This is a genomic window from Nostoc sp. UHCC 0870 (genome assembly GCF_022063185.1).
In the GTDB taxonomy this organism is placed as follows: domain Bacteria; phylum Cyanobacteriota; class Cyanobacteriia; order Cyanobacteriales; family Nostocaceae; genus Trichormus.
On sequence record NZ_CP091913.1, the window covers coordinates 469369 to 485207 of the forward strand.

Consider the following 15839-nt stretch of genomic DNA (forward strand, 5'->3'; position numbering starts at 1 on the left):
ATCATGCCAATAATTTGCGTGCAAAAGTTTCTGTATGTAAATAAACGTGTATTCTTAGACAAAAATCTTTAATTTCCGCCCAAAACCTCAGTAATTTCTACATCTTGCTTTGCCAGTAGAGATTGATAACCTAAAATGTGAGTTAACATCAAAGTCAAACGTGCTACGTTAGCCAAAAAAAATACCGCAGCCAATCATCAGCTTCATCAACTGGGGGAATCCAATATGTTGGCACAATGGCAAAGCTTTAAAACTGGCAAATGGATAGAAGAAATCAACGTCCGCGACTTCATCCAAAATAATTACACCCTTTACAGTGGCGATGAATCTTTTTTAACAGGTGCGACTCCAACAACTCAAGCACTCTGGGATCAAGTCAAAGACTTAATGGCAGTTGAACGTGAAAAAGGTATTCTCGATACAGATACAGAAGTTGTTTCTACAATTACCTCCCATCAACCGGGTTATATTCACCGCGAACTCGAACAAATAGTTGGATTGCAAACTGAAAAACCCCTCAAACGTGCCATCATGCCGTTAGGTGGGATTCGGATAGTGAAAGATTCATTACAAGCCTACGGTTACGAAATCAATCCCCAAACCGCAGAGATATTTACCAAATACCGCAAAACCCATAACGATGGGGTATTTGATGCCTACACCCGCGAAATGCGCTTATGTCGGCACTATGGTATTATCACCGGATTACCAGACGCTTACGGGCGCGGCAGGATTATTGGGGATTATCGGCGAGTGGCTTTATATGGTGTTGATGCTCTGATCACAGACAAAAAAGCACAACTCACATCCTTAGAATTAGATGTCATCGACGAAGACACAATTCGCCTACGGGAAGAAATTTCTGAACAAATCAAAGCACTCTTTGAACTGAAGAAAATGGCTGCAAGCTACGGGTTTGATATTAGCAACCCCGCAGCCACAGCGAAAGAAGCTGTGCAGTGGCTATATTTTGGCTATCTCGCCGCCGTCAAAGAACAAAACGGTGCGGCGATGTCTTTGGGACGAGTGTCTACGTTCCTGGATATTTATTTTGAACGGGACTTGCAACAAGGCAAAATCACCGAATCCGAACTGCAAGAACTCATCGACCATTTTGTGATGAAACTACGAATGGTCAGGTTTTTGCGGACACCAGATTACAATGAACTCTTTTCTGGTGATCCCACTTGGGTAACGGAATGTATTGGTGGTGTAGGTGAAGATGGTAGACCTTTGGTAACTAAAAATAGTTTCCGTCTGCTGCATACTTTGTATAATTTAGGCGCAGCACCAGAGCCAAATTTAACCGTGTTGTGGTCGGAACACTTACCAGAGAACTTTAAACGCTTTTGTACAAAAGTATCTTTACACACAAGCTCTATTCAGTATGAAAACGATGATTTAATGCGTTCATACTGGGGAGATGATTATGCGATCGCCTGTTGCGTTTCCGCCATGCGAATTGGTAAGCAAATGCAGTTTTTTGGTGCGAGAGTCAATCTAGCTAAGTGCTTGCTGTATGCGATCAACGGCGGTAAGGATGAAAAATCTGGGGAACAAGTTGCACCTGCGATCGCACCTATTACTTCCGAATATCTGGATTACCAACAGGTTTGTAGTCAGCTAGAAACTATGATGGCATGGTTGGCGAAAGCGTATATCAATACCCTCAACGTCATCCATTATATGCACGATAAATACTGCTATGAACGTATTGAAATGGCACTCCATGACCGTGATATTATACGCACAATGGCTTGCGGTATTGCAGGTTTATCGGTGGTAGCAGATGCTTTATCGGCAATTAAGTACGCAAAAGTCAAAGTATTGCGGAATGAAACCGGATTAGCAGTAGATTATGAAATTACCGGGGATTTCCCCAAATATGGCAACAACGACAATCAAGTTGATCAAATCGCAGTAGATTTAGTTACCAAATTCATGAACGAACTGCGTAAACATCCGACTTATCGCCAAGCCACACCGACACAATCAGTATTAACTATTACCTCAAACGTTGTCTATGGGAAGAAAACAGGTAATACACCCGACGGAAGAAAAGCCGGTGAACCCTTCGCACCAGGTGCAAACCCCATGCACGGACGCGATAGTAAAGGTGCGATCGCTTCGTTAGAATCAGTAGCCAAAATTCCCTATGAATATGCACAAGATGGCATTTCCAACACTTTCTCAGTTGTACCATCTGCTTTAGGTAAGTTAGAAGTTGACCAAATCAATAACCTTGTGGGAATGCTGGATGGTTACTTCCATGATGGCGGACACCACATTAATGTTAACGTCCTGAAGCGAGAAATGTTACTTGATGCAATGGAACATCCTGAGTTATATCCCCAACTCACTATTAGGGTTTCAGGTTACGCGGTGAACTTTATTAAATTGACGAAAGAACAGCAGCTTGATGTGATTAAACGGACATTCCACGAACGATTCTAAGAGGATGTTTGAAAAGTCCCCTCGTTGCTATCAAAAGGTTTTCGATCCCCCTAAATCCCCCTTAAAAAGGGGGACTTTAAGGATTTCCCCCCTTAAAAAGCTATCCATTACCCACATCTTTCTTAACATGAAATTTGACAAAAGAAAGCGGTTATGCTGGGGTAAGGAGACAAAAAAATTATCAGTGAATCTAGAAAATGAACATGACAAGAAACAGAAGCTCATAAAAGCCTGATTTTATAGAATTGATTTCTGCTGAACATCGAAACAAGCTGACAGGATGAGGCGATGATTAATTAACCATAAGAGACTGACAAACAAGCCAACCTTGAACAAGATCATGTAATCGGCTCAATCCACGCCAGAGAACTTTTACACCTGGAGAACCATCACCTTTTCGACCCAAAAAACCACCTAATCGAGCAATCCAATCGACAACTTCAGCCAGCGTCGGTGGCGATTTAAGAGGATAAGTTTGATGATGTACGGTGGCATAGAGAATTTGCCACTCGTGAGTTTCTAAAATTTGTTCACAACTGGCATCTGGTGAACAACGAGCTAAATAAGTCAACCACAACAAACGCCAAGCAACTATACTGTAGGTCGCTAAAGCCATCTCTAATCTTCGCGCCGTTTCGAGTTGTAACTTTTCAATTCCACAACCACTTTTTAAGACATAATGATAACGTTCAATTAACCACCGATAACAATACCATTGCACATACTTCTTCACATCTTCAAGATGGGTAATTTCTAATGTGGTCAGAAGTAACCAAGTAATCGGTTCAACCTCTTTTGGTGGGTCAACTTCAGTGACTAAAATTGCCTGTAATGTCATCGGAGCTAGTTGTTCTTTTTTGGCTCGATTTTGAGGGGCTTCAATAGTAATCGTGGCATAACGAATCGTCAGTATAGCTGTTCTGGAAGGTCGCGTCGGATTGCGTTTGACCTCCACCGTCATTGTGCCTTGAGGCTCTACAGACTCTAAAGTTTCCCATAAACGCTGCTCACAACCATCCAAACAGCGATTTTGAGTAGCACGAATCAAAAAATCTGACCCTTGAGTGCGAGGACAAGCAAGTAAGTCATAAAAATCGGCTTCTCGGTCGGCAATTGTCACTACTTGTACTGAAGAAGGAATTATTGACTGTGTTGTGATTAAGCCATCAAGCCATCTTTGACTTTCTTTTTCTGCGGTTGGTTTTTGTTTCCTTTGTTCCGCTTTTCCTAATTCTTCTTCTTTTCTTGACCACACCTCTTGCTCGATGATGCCTAATGGTATTCCCTGTGTACTGACTGTTAATACTGAGTGGACTTTTAATCCTTTGGCATATTTGCTGTCCAGATATCCTGTTCCTGATAGGGCTTTGTGGCTGGTGTAATTCAGTTCTGTTGTATCTTGTATTGCCAAGACTACCTGATGCTTGGCGATTCGCTCTACTGTCGCATTTTGATGTCCTTGTCTAATCATAGATGGTTTGATGTAGGGTGAATCCCAGAAGTTATATGTAGCTTTGGTTTGTGACCATGTAACACTTGCTTGCGGTACACTAGCTTCTGGTTTTTCACTTAAGTTTGAGACTATTTTCATTAACCTTTTGGTTCTTCTTTGATCCCCTAATTCGGTTTTTTCTAGTTCTTGCTTGATCCACTCTTCCATTGACTGACTTTGGTTGAACTCAGGTATTGCTATAGAGACTATACAATTCCTCGATTTTGTCAACCTTTATGTTAAGAAAGATGTGGGTAATGGATAGCTTAAAAAGGGGGGTTAGGGGGGATCAAGCAGGGCTTAAAATCACCGCCAACCACTTTTCAAAAACAACACATTATCTATCACCAATAATTAAAAAATAATTATTTTTTAACTTCAAATTAAAGCCACCATTTGGCTATTTTGATAACTATCTAATGGGGATCATCCCAAATCAAATTTAATTCCTGAAATTGATGGTATAAAGCGATATATCCCCACAAGTTCCTCACATTTTTCACCTATAACTCATAGTTGGATGCAAAAGACAGGTTTATAAGTGATGTCAAATTAGGTAAACTCCATGCAAAATGTAGAATTCCCAACTCCTAAAATCGAACATCACAAAGTAGAAAATAGTCATGTAGTTCCAGAAACCATTAAATCTGGTTACATACATTCAGTAGAAAGTTGTGGAACAGTTGACGGGCCGGGTATTCGATTCTTAATTTTTACATCTGGTTGTCCATTACGTTGCCTTTATTGCAGCAATGTTGACTGTCGCTACATGGAAAATGGTAAACAAGTTAGTGTTGACGAACTAGTGACAGAAGTTCAGAAGTATCAATCTTATATGAAATCTTCTGGTGGAGGTGTGACAATCAGTGGCGGAGAACCATTAATGCAACCTGGGTTTGTCCGAGAAATATTTAAACGTTGTCAAGAATTAGGCATTCATACAGCATTAAATACTTCTGGATTTTGTAACTTAGAATCGGCTAAATCTGTATTAGAATTTGTAGATTTAGTCCTGCTGGATATTAAATCATTTGATCCAGCAACTTACACCAAAATTACAGGTTGTAATGCCGAACCATCACTGGCTTTAGCTAAATATTTAAATGCAATCAATAAGCCTACTTGGATTAGATTTGTCCTAGTTCCAGGTTTAACTGATGATCCAAAAAATATTACTGATTTAGCTGATTTTATTGCCCCATTTAATAATATTCAAAGATTAGAAGTGTTACCATTTCATAAAATGGGGGAATACAAATGGCAAGAATTAGGTCTTGAATACCTATTAGAAAATACTTCTCCACCATCTCCAGAACACGTACAAGCAGTATTAGATATATTTCGCAGTAGAGAAATTTTTGCGATTTGACAAATAAGTTGTCTGGGTTGAAGTTTGATTAATTGATGAATAAGTGAAATTTCTGTAGTAAATTCTGCCAAAGGCTAAAATATGCAAGTTACTAATATCGAAGAATTAGAATTACTTGTGCAACGCGTCAAAACTGCACAAGCTAAATACTCAAATTACTCTCAAGAACAAGTCGATGTCATTTTCAAAAAAGCTGCTTTAGCTGCTAATTCAGCAAGAATTTCTCTAGCAAAATTGGCAGTTGCAGAAACAGGTATGGGGATTGTAGAAGATAAAGTAATTAAAAACCACTTTGCTTCCGAATTTATTTACAATAAATACAAACATGAAAAAACCTGCGGGATCATTGAAGAAGACCATACATTTGGGATTCAAAAGATAGCTGAACCTGTGGGAATTGTTGCCGGAATTGTCCCAGTAACTAATCCTACTGCTACAGCAATTTTTAAAGCGTTAATTGCTTTAAAAACTCGTAACGCGATTATTTTTTCACCCCATCCTAAATCTAAAAAATGTACTGTAGAAGCAGCCAAAATTATCCTCAAAGCTGCAATTTCCGCAGGTGCGCCAGAAGACATTATTGCTTGGATTGATGAGCCATCAGTGGAGTTATCCAAAGCCTTAATGCAGCATCCAGACATTAAATTAATCTTAGCCACTGGCGGGCCGGGAATGGTTCATGCTGCTTATTCTTCTGGAAACCCATCATTAGGTGTTGGTGCTGGTAATACTCCAGCCATAATTGATAGTAGCGCACACATCCAAACGGCTGTCAGTTCGATTTTATTAAGTAAAACCTTTGACAATGGCATGATTTGCGCTTCGGAACAATCAGTTATTGTAGTTGATGATATTTACGAAGAAGTTAAACAGGAATTTCTCTGTCGTGGGGCATATTTTCTCAATGATGAGGAAAAAGAAAAACTGGGTAATGTAATTTTGAAAGAGGGAAGATTAAATCCCGCAATTGTAGGACAGTCAGTTGATAATTTAGCTAAGTTAGCAGGAATTTCACTGCGACATAAAAATGATCATGACAATCAAGATAATTCTTCCCAAGCAGCAAATACTTATAAAGTCTTAATTGGTGAAGTTGAATTAGTGGGCGTTAGTGAAGTTTTTGCTTATGAAAAATTATCGCCAATTTTGGCTATGTATCGAGCATCAACTTTCCCTGAAGCTGTCGATAAAGCCGAAAAATTGGTAGAATTTGGTGGCATGGGACATACATCAGTATTGTATACAAATCCCGCCAATATCGATGATATTGCCTATTTTGAGCATAAGATGAAAACGGGGCGTGTCCTGATTAATACCCCATCATCTCAAGGGGCAATTGGTGATTTATATAACTTTAAACTTGACCCATCCTTAACTTTAGGTTGTGGTACATGGGGAGGTAATACAGTTTCTGCTAACGTCACACCCCATCACCTTGTTAATATTAAAACGGTGTCACAACGGCGGCAAAATATGTTGTGGTTTCGTGTCCCGCCCAAAATATATTTGAAATATGGGTGTTTGCCTGTAGCTTTAAGAGATTTAGTAGGTAAAGAACGCGCTTTTATCGTTACAGATAAACCATTATTTGATTTAGGATTAGTCGATAAAGTTACTCAGGTGTTAGACGAAATTGGTGTAAAACATGATGTTTTTCACGACGTTGAACCTGATCCCACATTATCCAATGTCAATAAAGGATTAGCCTTACTTAGAAGCTATCAACCAGATGTGATTATTGCTATTGGTGGTGGTTCGCCGATGGATGCAGCCAAAGTCATGTGGTTGATGTACGAACATCCCGATGTAGAGTTTGAAGGCTTGGCGATGCGGTTTATGGATATCCGCAAGCGGGTTTATGAATTACCACCTCTGGGAAAAAAAGCCATCATGGTGGCGATTCCGACAACTTCGGGAACTGGTTCAGAAGTGACACCCTTTGCTGTCGTCACAGATGAGAAAGTAGGCGTGAAATACCCCTTAGCAGATTATGCACTAACTCCGAATATTGCGATCGCAGACCCGGAACTCGTCTTAAATATGCCTAAAAAACTCACCGCCTACGGTGGGATTGATGCCTTAACTCATGCCTTAGAATCCTACGTATCAGTAATGGCGACCGAATTTACCGATGGTCTGGCACTACAAGCCATTAGATTATTGTTTAAATATTTACCGAGTGCTTATAACAATGGTGCGAACGATCCGAAAGCACGGGAGAAAGTACATTATGCTGCCACAATTGCAGGTATGGCTTTTGCGAATGCTTTCTTGGGTATTTGTCACTCAATGGCCCACAAACTAGGTGCAACCTTCCACGTCCCCCACGGACTTGCTAACGCCTTGATGATTTCCCACGTCATCCGCTACAACGCTACTGATATTCCATTCAAACAAGCAATTTTTCCCCAGTACAAATATCCCAATGCCAAAGACAGATATGCTCAAATAGCTGATCACCTACATTTAGGTGGGGATACAGCCGATGAAAAAGTGGAATTATTAGTATCTGCGATCGAAAATCTCAAACGTCAAGTTGATATTCCCAGCACGATTAAACAAGCCCTAGGAGACGAAGATCGAGAGTTTTACTCCAAGTTGGAAGAGATGGCAGAACAAGCATTTGACGACCAATGCACGGGAGCAAACCCACGCTATCCACTCATGAACGACTTGAAAGAATTATATGTCTTAGCCTACCAAGGTTGTCGGATCGATGCGGCACTTTATCACAGCGAACCGGAATTTTTTGATGGTGATGCAGGAATTCTTAGGGGTGTAGGGGTGTAGGGGTGTAGGGGTGTAGGGGTGTAGGGGTGTAGGGGTGTAGGGGTGTAGGGGGCAGAGGAAGTAAATTCTTCCTTGTCTTGCCCAGTCCCCAGTCCCCAGTCCCCAGTCCCCAGTCCCCAATCCCCAGTCCCCAGTCCCCAATCCCCAGTCCCCGATCCCTTAAGGAATAGGAAGCGATCGCAATAATCGCTCAACAACACTTCTCGCACTGCGCCCTCCTCTGGGAATCAGTCTATGGCACAGCACATGAGGCGCGAGCATTTTCACGTCATCGGGAATGGCATAATCACGGCCTAACAGGAAAGCTACGGCTTGGGTGGCTTTTTGCAGGGCTACTGTACCCCGTGGACTCACACCAAGGGTAATTTCTTCATCTTGGCGGGTTGTCCGCACCAATTCTAGGATGTATTGTTGCAAGGAAGTTTCTACTTTCACTTGAGAGCAGAGTTTGCGTAATTCTGCTATTTCTGCCAAAGTTATGCAGGACTGTAAATCATCAACCTTGATTCCATGCTGGAGATTTTGCAGCATTTCTAATTCTTCATCCGCAGAGGGATAACCCAAACTCAAGGACAGCATAAACCGATCCATTTGGGCTTCTGGGAGAGGGAAAGTACCTTGATATTCAATGGGGTTTTGGGTAGCAATCACAAAGAACGGTTGCGGTACAGGACGGGAAACACCATCGACTGTCACCTGATGTTCTTCCATTACTTCCAGCAAAGCCGATTGAGTGCGGGGTGTAGCGCGGTTGATTTCGTCAGCTAACAACACATTCGCAAATACAGGGCCGGGAAGAAAACTAAATTCGCCGCTTTTGGGATTCCAGATATTAGTACCTGTGATATCTGTTGGTAGTAAATCAGGGGTACACTGTAGCCGTTGAAATTTACCATCAACTGAACGTGCTAAGGATTTAGCTAGGAGGGTTTTACCGACTCCAGGGACATCTTCTAGCAAGGCATGACCACCACCTAACAATGCCACTAGAACTAGGCGTATGGCTTCAGTTTTGCCAACGATGGTACGGTTAAGATTTTGGGTTAGAGCGTCAATTTTTTCTCTCATGCACCACAGGTTGGGGGTAAGTGATTGGGCTATAAGAAACTGGAGTAGAGAATAACCTATGCCTTATTCCCCACCCCAGTATTCACAGTGTTCCCACTTAATCAATTCAAAATTCAAAATTCAAAATTCAAAATTAAAGAATTTTTGCCCCCTGCCCCCTGCCCCCTGCCCCCTGCCCCTTTTCCTCTTATCCCAATGCCCAAAGTCAGGTTTGTGATAAAACTTGTATAGCGATCGCGCAATCTTGTTGAATTTGGCTTTTGAGGGCTTCTAGGGAAGGAAATTTTTGTTCTGGACGCAGAAATTCGACTAACTGCACCATTAGCTTTTTCCCGTATAAATCGCCACTCCAATCCAGTAGATGGACTTCCACTGAAGAATAAGTCCCGTTGACGGTGGGACGATTACCAATATTCATCACTCCCCAAATTTCACCAGATGTATTAGTTTGCGGTGTCTCATTCAAAATCTGCACGCGGACAGCATAAACACCTTTGCAGGGGACAAACTTATCAATGGGGAGTTCCAGGTTAGCAGTAGGAAAACCAATGGTTCTACCTAGTTGTTCACCTTCCACCACCGTACCAATTAGGGTGTAAAGTCGTCCCAAGCATCGATTAGCGTTTTTGATATCTCCAGTTTCTAGAGACTTGCGAATCAGTGAAGTGCTAATGGGAGCATTGTCACTGATATCTAGGCTAGTACAACTATTTTTGTTGAGGGCGGGCAGTGTGGAAGTTTCTAGGGTAACTATGGTGACAGGAATGTTATATGTAGCGGCGATCGCTTGCAAATCTTGAGCAGTACCCAGGCGATTTTTTCCAAAACAAAAGTCTTGTCCGATACTAATTTGCTGACAGCGTAGTTTCTGCACGAGAATTCTTTCCACAAATTCTTCGGGAGACAAAGCTGCTAAATCCCTATCGAAGGGCAATAATACTAGTTGTTCTACCCCAAGCGATCGCAATTGTTCCACTTTTTCATCTAACGGTGTTAACCAAGTCCGGGCTTGTCCCGTGAAAAACTCTTGGGGATGGGGGCGAAAAGTTACAACTGTGGAGTATATCCGTTCTTGTGGTGCTGCTTGGGGGTCTAATTGTGGGAGTAGTGACGTGGCGAGTCCCAGTTTCCCATCTCTTTTGACTGGCTGCAAAACTGGTTGAATCACCCTTTGATGGCCAATATGCACGCCATCAAACTTGCCAAGGGCAACAGCAGTTGGCGTTAGCAGTTTTTCAGTTGCATCAGCAACCCACACAGAACACCCATTTTGAGACAGATTTAGCACTTGGATTTTAGGATTTGAGGTTTATTTCACCATCAATCGGTTGCTAGTTACCTCACAGGTACGCTCAAACCATTTGATAGTTCCTAATCACCAATCTAATCTAAAATTAACCCTCGCTCCGATAGCAACTTTTATCCAGCCAGATTACTAATAGAAAAAGATTCTGATAAGGGGGCTGAAACAGGGATTTGAAGTACCATTCCTTCCCGTGCCATAATTGCCCCAGGAAACTGGGCAAAGGCTTGAGAACCTACATGATCTAAAAAATCATCATCATGGGCAGGATCATGATGAAAAATTACTAATGTCTTGACATTGGCAGCTTTCGCTACTTTTACAGCTTCTTGCCAAGTAGAATGTCCCCAACCAATTTTCGGTGATTTGGGGGAATAGTATTCATCATCAGTATAGGTGGAATCGTAAATCAGAATATCCGCATTCCGCGCCAACCATAGGACATTCTCATCCAATCGATCGGGAAAATGTTCTGTGTCGGTAATATAAACCGCCGCCCCACCGCACCAGTTGACTCGATATCCTACAGCTTCACCAGGATGGTTGAGTGATGCCGTTTCTACAGTAACGTCATCAATTTGTATTGGTTTCCCTGGGTGAACGTCGTGAAAATGCAAGTTAGCCTGCATAATCTGCAAAGGTACGGGAAAATTGGGGTGGAGCATCTGATCATTGAGACGCTGTTCCACGGTAGAACCATCAGGAGCGATCGCACCGTGAATATGAAAATTATTCCCTTTCACAAATCCTGGGACAAAAAAAGGAAAACCCTGCACATGATCCCAGTGAGAGTGAGTGAAAAATAGATAAGCTTCTATTGGCATTTGGCGCAATAACGATTGCCCCAAAACGTGCAGCCCTGTACCGCCATCGAAAATTAAGCGTTTACCGCCCACTTGCATGGAGATACAAGGGGTATTACCGCCATAACGAACAGTGTGTGGCCCTGGACTGGGGATGCTGCCGCGAACGCCCCAAAATTGCACCGTAAATTGATTCTCTATCCTTGACATGGGTATTGCTTTCTGGACTGAGCAGGCGATCAAGAAAAAGTGTTAGTTATTGGTAAAACAGCATACGTGGTTTGAGCTAAGTTACGTAAAGTAGTTGAGGTCGTACCAAGTAGTTACCTGATTATTCCCAAAATATGTGTATCAGTCATATCAAGCTCCTAATTTATTCCTACAACCCTAAGAAAAATTGAACTCCCAGTCAGATAACTTATCTAGTGCATTACCATAGGTAAGATTGTATTGCAATGGCGTAATACTAATATAGTTATCTCGAATCACATTGACATCAATGGGGACATTTTGCTCAAGATTTAATCCTGCTGGGGGTTCGACATCTTCTAAAACTTCTCCAGTTAACCAGTAGTAGGTTTTACCACGGGGATCGATGCGTTTGTCAAAAACATCGACATAGCGACGCACTCCTTGACGGGTGAGTTGAACACCAGCAATTTCTTCCCAATTAACTGGAGGAACATTAACGTTGAGCAACATTAAATCGGGGATAGGCTTAACGCTGAGTTGCGCTACTAGGATTTTGGCAAAGTGCGCCGCAGGTTCAAAGTTTTTGTAGATGTGGCTAGTTAAACTCATAGCTATGCTAGGGATACCTTCAATCATGCCTTCCATAGCCGCAGACACAGTTCCAGAATAAAGAATTTCCGTACCTAAATTTGCACCTTGATTGATGCCAGAAAGCACTAGATCAGGGGGAGAATCTAATAAAGCCCACAACGCCAGTTTTACACAATCCGAGGGAGTGCCATCACAAGCCCAAGCTTTGATAGTCGGATGAAAAATCGACTCGACAATTTCGGCGCGAATCGGTTGGTGTAAAGTCAATCCGTGGCCAGTTGCCGATCGCTCTCGATCTGGACAAACTACAGTTACATCATGGCCTGCTTCAGCTAAAGCGTTAGCCAAGGTGCGAATACCCAAAGCAGAAATACCGTCATCATTGCTAATTAGTAGTTTCATAGGTTAATAGGTGACAGGTTATAGGTTACAGGTGACAGGTGACAGGTTACAGGTGACAGGTTACAGGTGACAGGTGACAGGTGACAGGTGACAGGTTACAGGTTACAGGTTACAGGTTACAGGTTACAGGTTACAGGTTACAGGTTACAGGTAATATTCTGTCACCTGTCAATCAGCTCTAAACTGGTAAAAAGAGCTATGGTTTTAACTCCTGTGTTCGATAAATAAATGGCATACTACTAAAGTTATTTGGTCAATAGTCCAAAACTGTGGACTATTGACCAAATAATTACTAATTCGTAATTCATAATTCGTAATTCGTAATTAAAGAGGGTGCAAGCCCCCACTGATTGTCTTCAATTTTGAATTTTGAATTTTGAATTTTGAATTGGAGCGAAGCGACTTGACTATGGACTATGGACTAATGACTAGCAACTTAGAAGCTCAACTTTTAGCACTGCGGCAGGAAGGAGAACAAGCGATCGCGGCCGCCAATACCCTAGAACTTTTAGAAGAACTCAGAGTGAGTTATCTGGGTAAAAAAGGGCAACTGGGGGCTTTGTTGCGAAGCATGGGGCAAATGAGTGCGGAGGAAAGACCAAAAATTGGGGCGATCGCCAATACAGTTAAGGAAGCCCTACAAGCCAGTTTAGACCAGCAACGCTCTGCCTTGGAAACTGCCCAAATTCAGGCACAGCTAGAGGCGGAAACTCTTGATGTCACCATGCCGGGTATTTACCGCCCCCAAGGTCGTATTCATCCCCTTAACGGCATTATTGACCGGGCTTTGGATATCTTTGTTGGCATGGGCTACACGGTGGCGCAAGGGTCGGAGATGGAGACAGATTACTACAATTTTGAAGCCCTCAATACCCCACCTGACCACCCCGCCCGCGATATGCAGGATACTTTCTACCTGCCAGACGGTAATCTTTTACGTACTCATACTTCATCAGTACAAATTCGTTATATGGAAAAGGAAGAACCACCCATCCGGGTTGTTGCTCCAGGACGAGTTTATCGGCGAGATAATGTTGATGCTACTCACTCAGCAGTTTTCCATCAAATTGAACTGTTAGCCATTGATGAAGGACTAACCTTTACAGACCTCAAAGGCACAATCAAAGTTTTTTTACACGCAATGTTTGGCGACTTACCCATTCGTTTCCGTGCCAGTTATTTCCCTTTTACTGAACCCTCGGCTGAGGTAGATTTACAGTGGAATGGTCGCTGGTTGGAAGTCATGGGTTGCGGGATGGTCGATCCGAATGTAATGAAATCTGTAGGTTATGACCCGGAAATTTACACCGGATTTGCGGCTGGTTTTGGTGTAGAACGCTTTGCGATGGTGTTACACCAAATTGATGATATTCGCCGTCTTTATGCCAGTGATTTGCGGTTTTTACGGCAGTTTTAACAATTCAAAATTCAACATTAAATGAGTAATGGGTATTTACTCATTACTCATTACTCATTACTCATTACTCATTACTCATTACTCATTACTCATTACTCATTACTCATTACTCATTACTTCAAAAATAAGTGGTAATAGTTTAACGGCTTTTGTCCCGTTGCTATTCATCCCCACCGTACAGACGGATGGGGAATTCTGCGAGTTTAGTGAAAATGTCAGTTACAATAAGGCTGCATTAACTTTTAGGGAAGCTGGGCGCAATAATACTGCAAATTGCTGCCGTCATGGAGTAAATGCGTTTATTGCAATTTCTGCCAACAATAAGCTGCGGCTACTTTGCTATGACTTACCCCTAGTCAAAGTTCCAATTGCGGAACAAGTCTATTGTGTTTTGAGTTATTAGTATTATTTATACTTATTCCTCTCCATATAATGGCTAGAAATAGACAAAGTTTGCTTACACAGTTTAGCGTTACCTGATTCCCAGCTTCTTTTCAGGTGTAGACAAATACTGGTTTTTGAATCAAGTAACTTATGCCAGCGAATTCCTGGCCCGATAACGATTCCTACAAAGAACTTGATCCACTCAACTCCCTGTTGTCTGACCTATCAGAAACGGAGGAGTCAGTGGTAGAAACGCGGGATTTGTCTTTACCATCCCGGTTTCAAGGGCGTAGAGGTAAAGCGGCTCTAGTTTTAACCATAGTCTGGAGCAGTACGATCGCCTTACATTTAGCTTCCTGGGGTTCTATCTTTGTCTTAGGGTTGACTACCATCGTTGGTATTCATGCTTTGGTCATAGTGTTTGCCAAACCCCGTCGTTACCAAAAAGAAATACAGGGTGAATTACCCTTTGTTTCTGTGTTGGTAGCTGCGAAAAATGAGGAGGCTGTAATTGGTAAATTAGTCAAAAATCTTTGTAATCTGGAATACCCCAACGGGCAATACGAAGTTTGGATAATTGACGATCACAGCACCGATAAAACACCCCATGTGTTAGCGGAATTAGCCGAGGAGTACAACAACCTAAAAATACTCAGGCGTTCGGCTCAAGCCATTGGCGGTAAGTCGGGAGCTTTAAATCAAGTTTTGCCCTTGACAAAAGGCGAACTTATTGCTGTTTTTGATGCGGATGCGGAAGTTGCATCAGATTTATTACTTCAAGTAGTACCTTTGTTCCAACGTGAAAAAGTGGGGGCGGTGCAAGTGCGAAAAGCCATCGCCAACGCCAAAGAGAATTTTTGGACAAAGGGGCAAATGGCAGAAATGGCTCTGGATACTTGGTTTCAGCAGCAGCGTGCCGCCTTTGGTGGAATTGGCGAACTGCGAGGTAATGGGCAATTCGTGCGCCGTACAGCCTTAGAAAGCTTTGGCGGATGGAATGAGGAAACCATTACCGATGATTTGGATATGACTTTGCGCCTGCATTTAGATAGTTGGGATATTGAGTGTGTTTTCTACCCAGCCGTGCAGGAAGAAGGCGTGACAAATGCGATCGCACTTTGGCATCAACGCAACCGTTGGGCAGAGGGCGGCTATCAGCGTTTCTTAGATTATTGGGATTTAATCCTTAAAAATCGCATGGGTACGCGCAAAACATGGGATTTGCTGATGTTCATGTTCACCATGTATATCTTGCCAACGGCAGCTATCCCTGATTTATTCATGTCAGTTGCTCGTCATCGCCTACCAATTTTAGGCCCAGTTACTGGCTTGTCGGTCACAATGTCAGTTGTAGGTATGTATGCCGGCTTGAAGCGGATACGCCAAGAGCAAAAATTCACTGTTTACACACCTTTTGTGTTGCTGCTTCAGACAGTGCGAGGCACTTTATATATGTTGCACTGGCTAGTAGTGATAAGCAGTACCACAGCGCGGATGTCGGTTAGACCAAAACGTTTGAAATGGGTAAAAACAGTGCATACGGGTAATAGCCATTAAAGCAATTCGCAATTCGC

General features: G+C 42.4%; 11 protein-coding genes. 5 read left to right on the plus strand and 6 right to left on the minus strand.

Annotation, left to right across the window (positions count from 1 at the left end):
* Positions 1-225 precede the first annotated feature (225 nt).
* A complete protein-coding gene (gene pflB, locus L6494_RS02045) occupies positions 226-2454 on the plus strand; it encodes a formate C-acetyltransferase (RefSeq protein ID WP_237991209.1) in 2229 nt (742 codons plus the stop codon).
* Positions 2455-2746: 292 nt separating this feature from the next.
* Here the strand turns inward: pflB and L6494_RS02050 are convergent, their stop codons facing one another.
* Positions 2747-4114, minus strand: a complete 1368-nt coding sequence (locus L6494_RS02050; RefSeq protein WP_237991210.1) for an IS4 family transposase — start codon at positions 4112-4114, stop codon at positions 2747-2749.
* Positions 4115-4511: 397 nt separating this feature from the next.
* On the opposite strand from L6494_RS02050, the gene pflA reads away from it, so the two are divergent.
* Positions 4512-5315: a pyruvate formate-lyase-activating protein gene (pflA, locus tag L6494_RS02055; RefSeq protein WP_237991211.1), complete on the plus strand. Its 804-nt coding sequence runs from the start codon at positions 4512-4514 to the stop codon at positions 5313-5315.
* A gap of 81 nt (positions 5316-5396) precedes the next feature.
* Positions 5397-8105, plus strand: coding sequence for a bifunctional acetaldehyde-CoA/alcohol dehydrogenase (adhE, locus tag L6494_RS02060; RefSeq protein WP_237991212.1), 2709 nt, complete (start codon positions 5397-5399; stop codon positions 8103-8105).
* On the opposite strand, the gene L6494_RS02065 is transcribed toward adhE, so the two are convergent.
* The 5 genes from L6494_RS02065 to surE form a co-directional block, all read right to left on the minus strand.
* Complete coding sequence (locus L6494_RS02065) at positions 8045-8314, minus strand: hypothetical protein (protein WP_237991213.1); 270 nt, start codon at positions 8312-8314, stop codon at positions 8045-8047. The genes adhE and L6494_RS02065 overlap by 61 nt on opposite strands.
* On the minus strand, positions 8265-9173 hold the full coding sequence (locus L6494_RS02070; RefSeq protein ID WP_237991214.1) for an AAA family ATPase: 909 nt from the start codon (positions 9171-9173) through the stop codon (positions 8265-8267). Before L6494_RS02070 ends, L6494_RS02065 begins: the two co-directional genes overlap by 50 nt.
* A 205-nt stretch (positions 9174-9378) precedes the next feature.
* On the minus strand, positions 9379-10461 hold the full coding sequence (locus L6494_RS02075; protein ID WP_237991215.1) for a bifunctional riboflavin kinase/FAD synthetase: 1083 nt from the start codon (positions 10459-10461) through the stop codon (positions 9379-9381).
* Positions 10462-10592: 131 nt separating this feature from the next.
* Positions 10593-11489 carry an MBL fold metallo-hydrolase gene (locus L6494_RS02080; RefSeq protein WP_237991216.1) on the minus strand — a complete coding sequence of 299 codons (897 nt, stop codon included), beginning with the start codon at positions 11487-11489 and terminating at the stop codon, positions 10593-10595.
* Positions 11490-11666: 177 nt separating this feature from the next.
* Positions 11667-12464, minus strand: coding sequence for a 5'/3'-nucleotidase SurE (surE, locus tag L6494_RS02085; protein WP_237991217.1), 798 nt, complete (start codon positions 12462-12464; stop codon positions 11667-11669).
* A gap of 424 nt (positions 12465-12888) precedes the next feature.
* Between surE and pheS the strand changes: the two genes are divergently transcribed.
* A complete protein-coding gene (gene pheS / locus L6494_RS02090; protein WP_237991218.1) occupies positions 12889-13881 on the plus strand; it encodes a phenylalanine--tRNA ligase subunit alpha in 993 nt (330 codons plus the stop codon).
* Between the two features lie 534 nt (positions 13882-14415).
* Positions 14416-15822, plus strand: coding sequence for a glycosyltransferase (locus L6494_RS02095; RefSeq protein ID WP_237991219.1), 1407 nt, complete (start codon positions 14416-14418; stop codon positions 15820-15822).
* Positions 15823-15839: the final 17 nt, after the last annotated feature.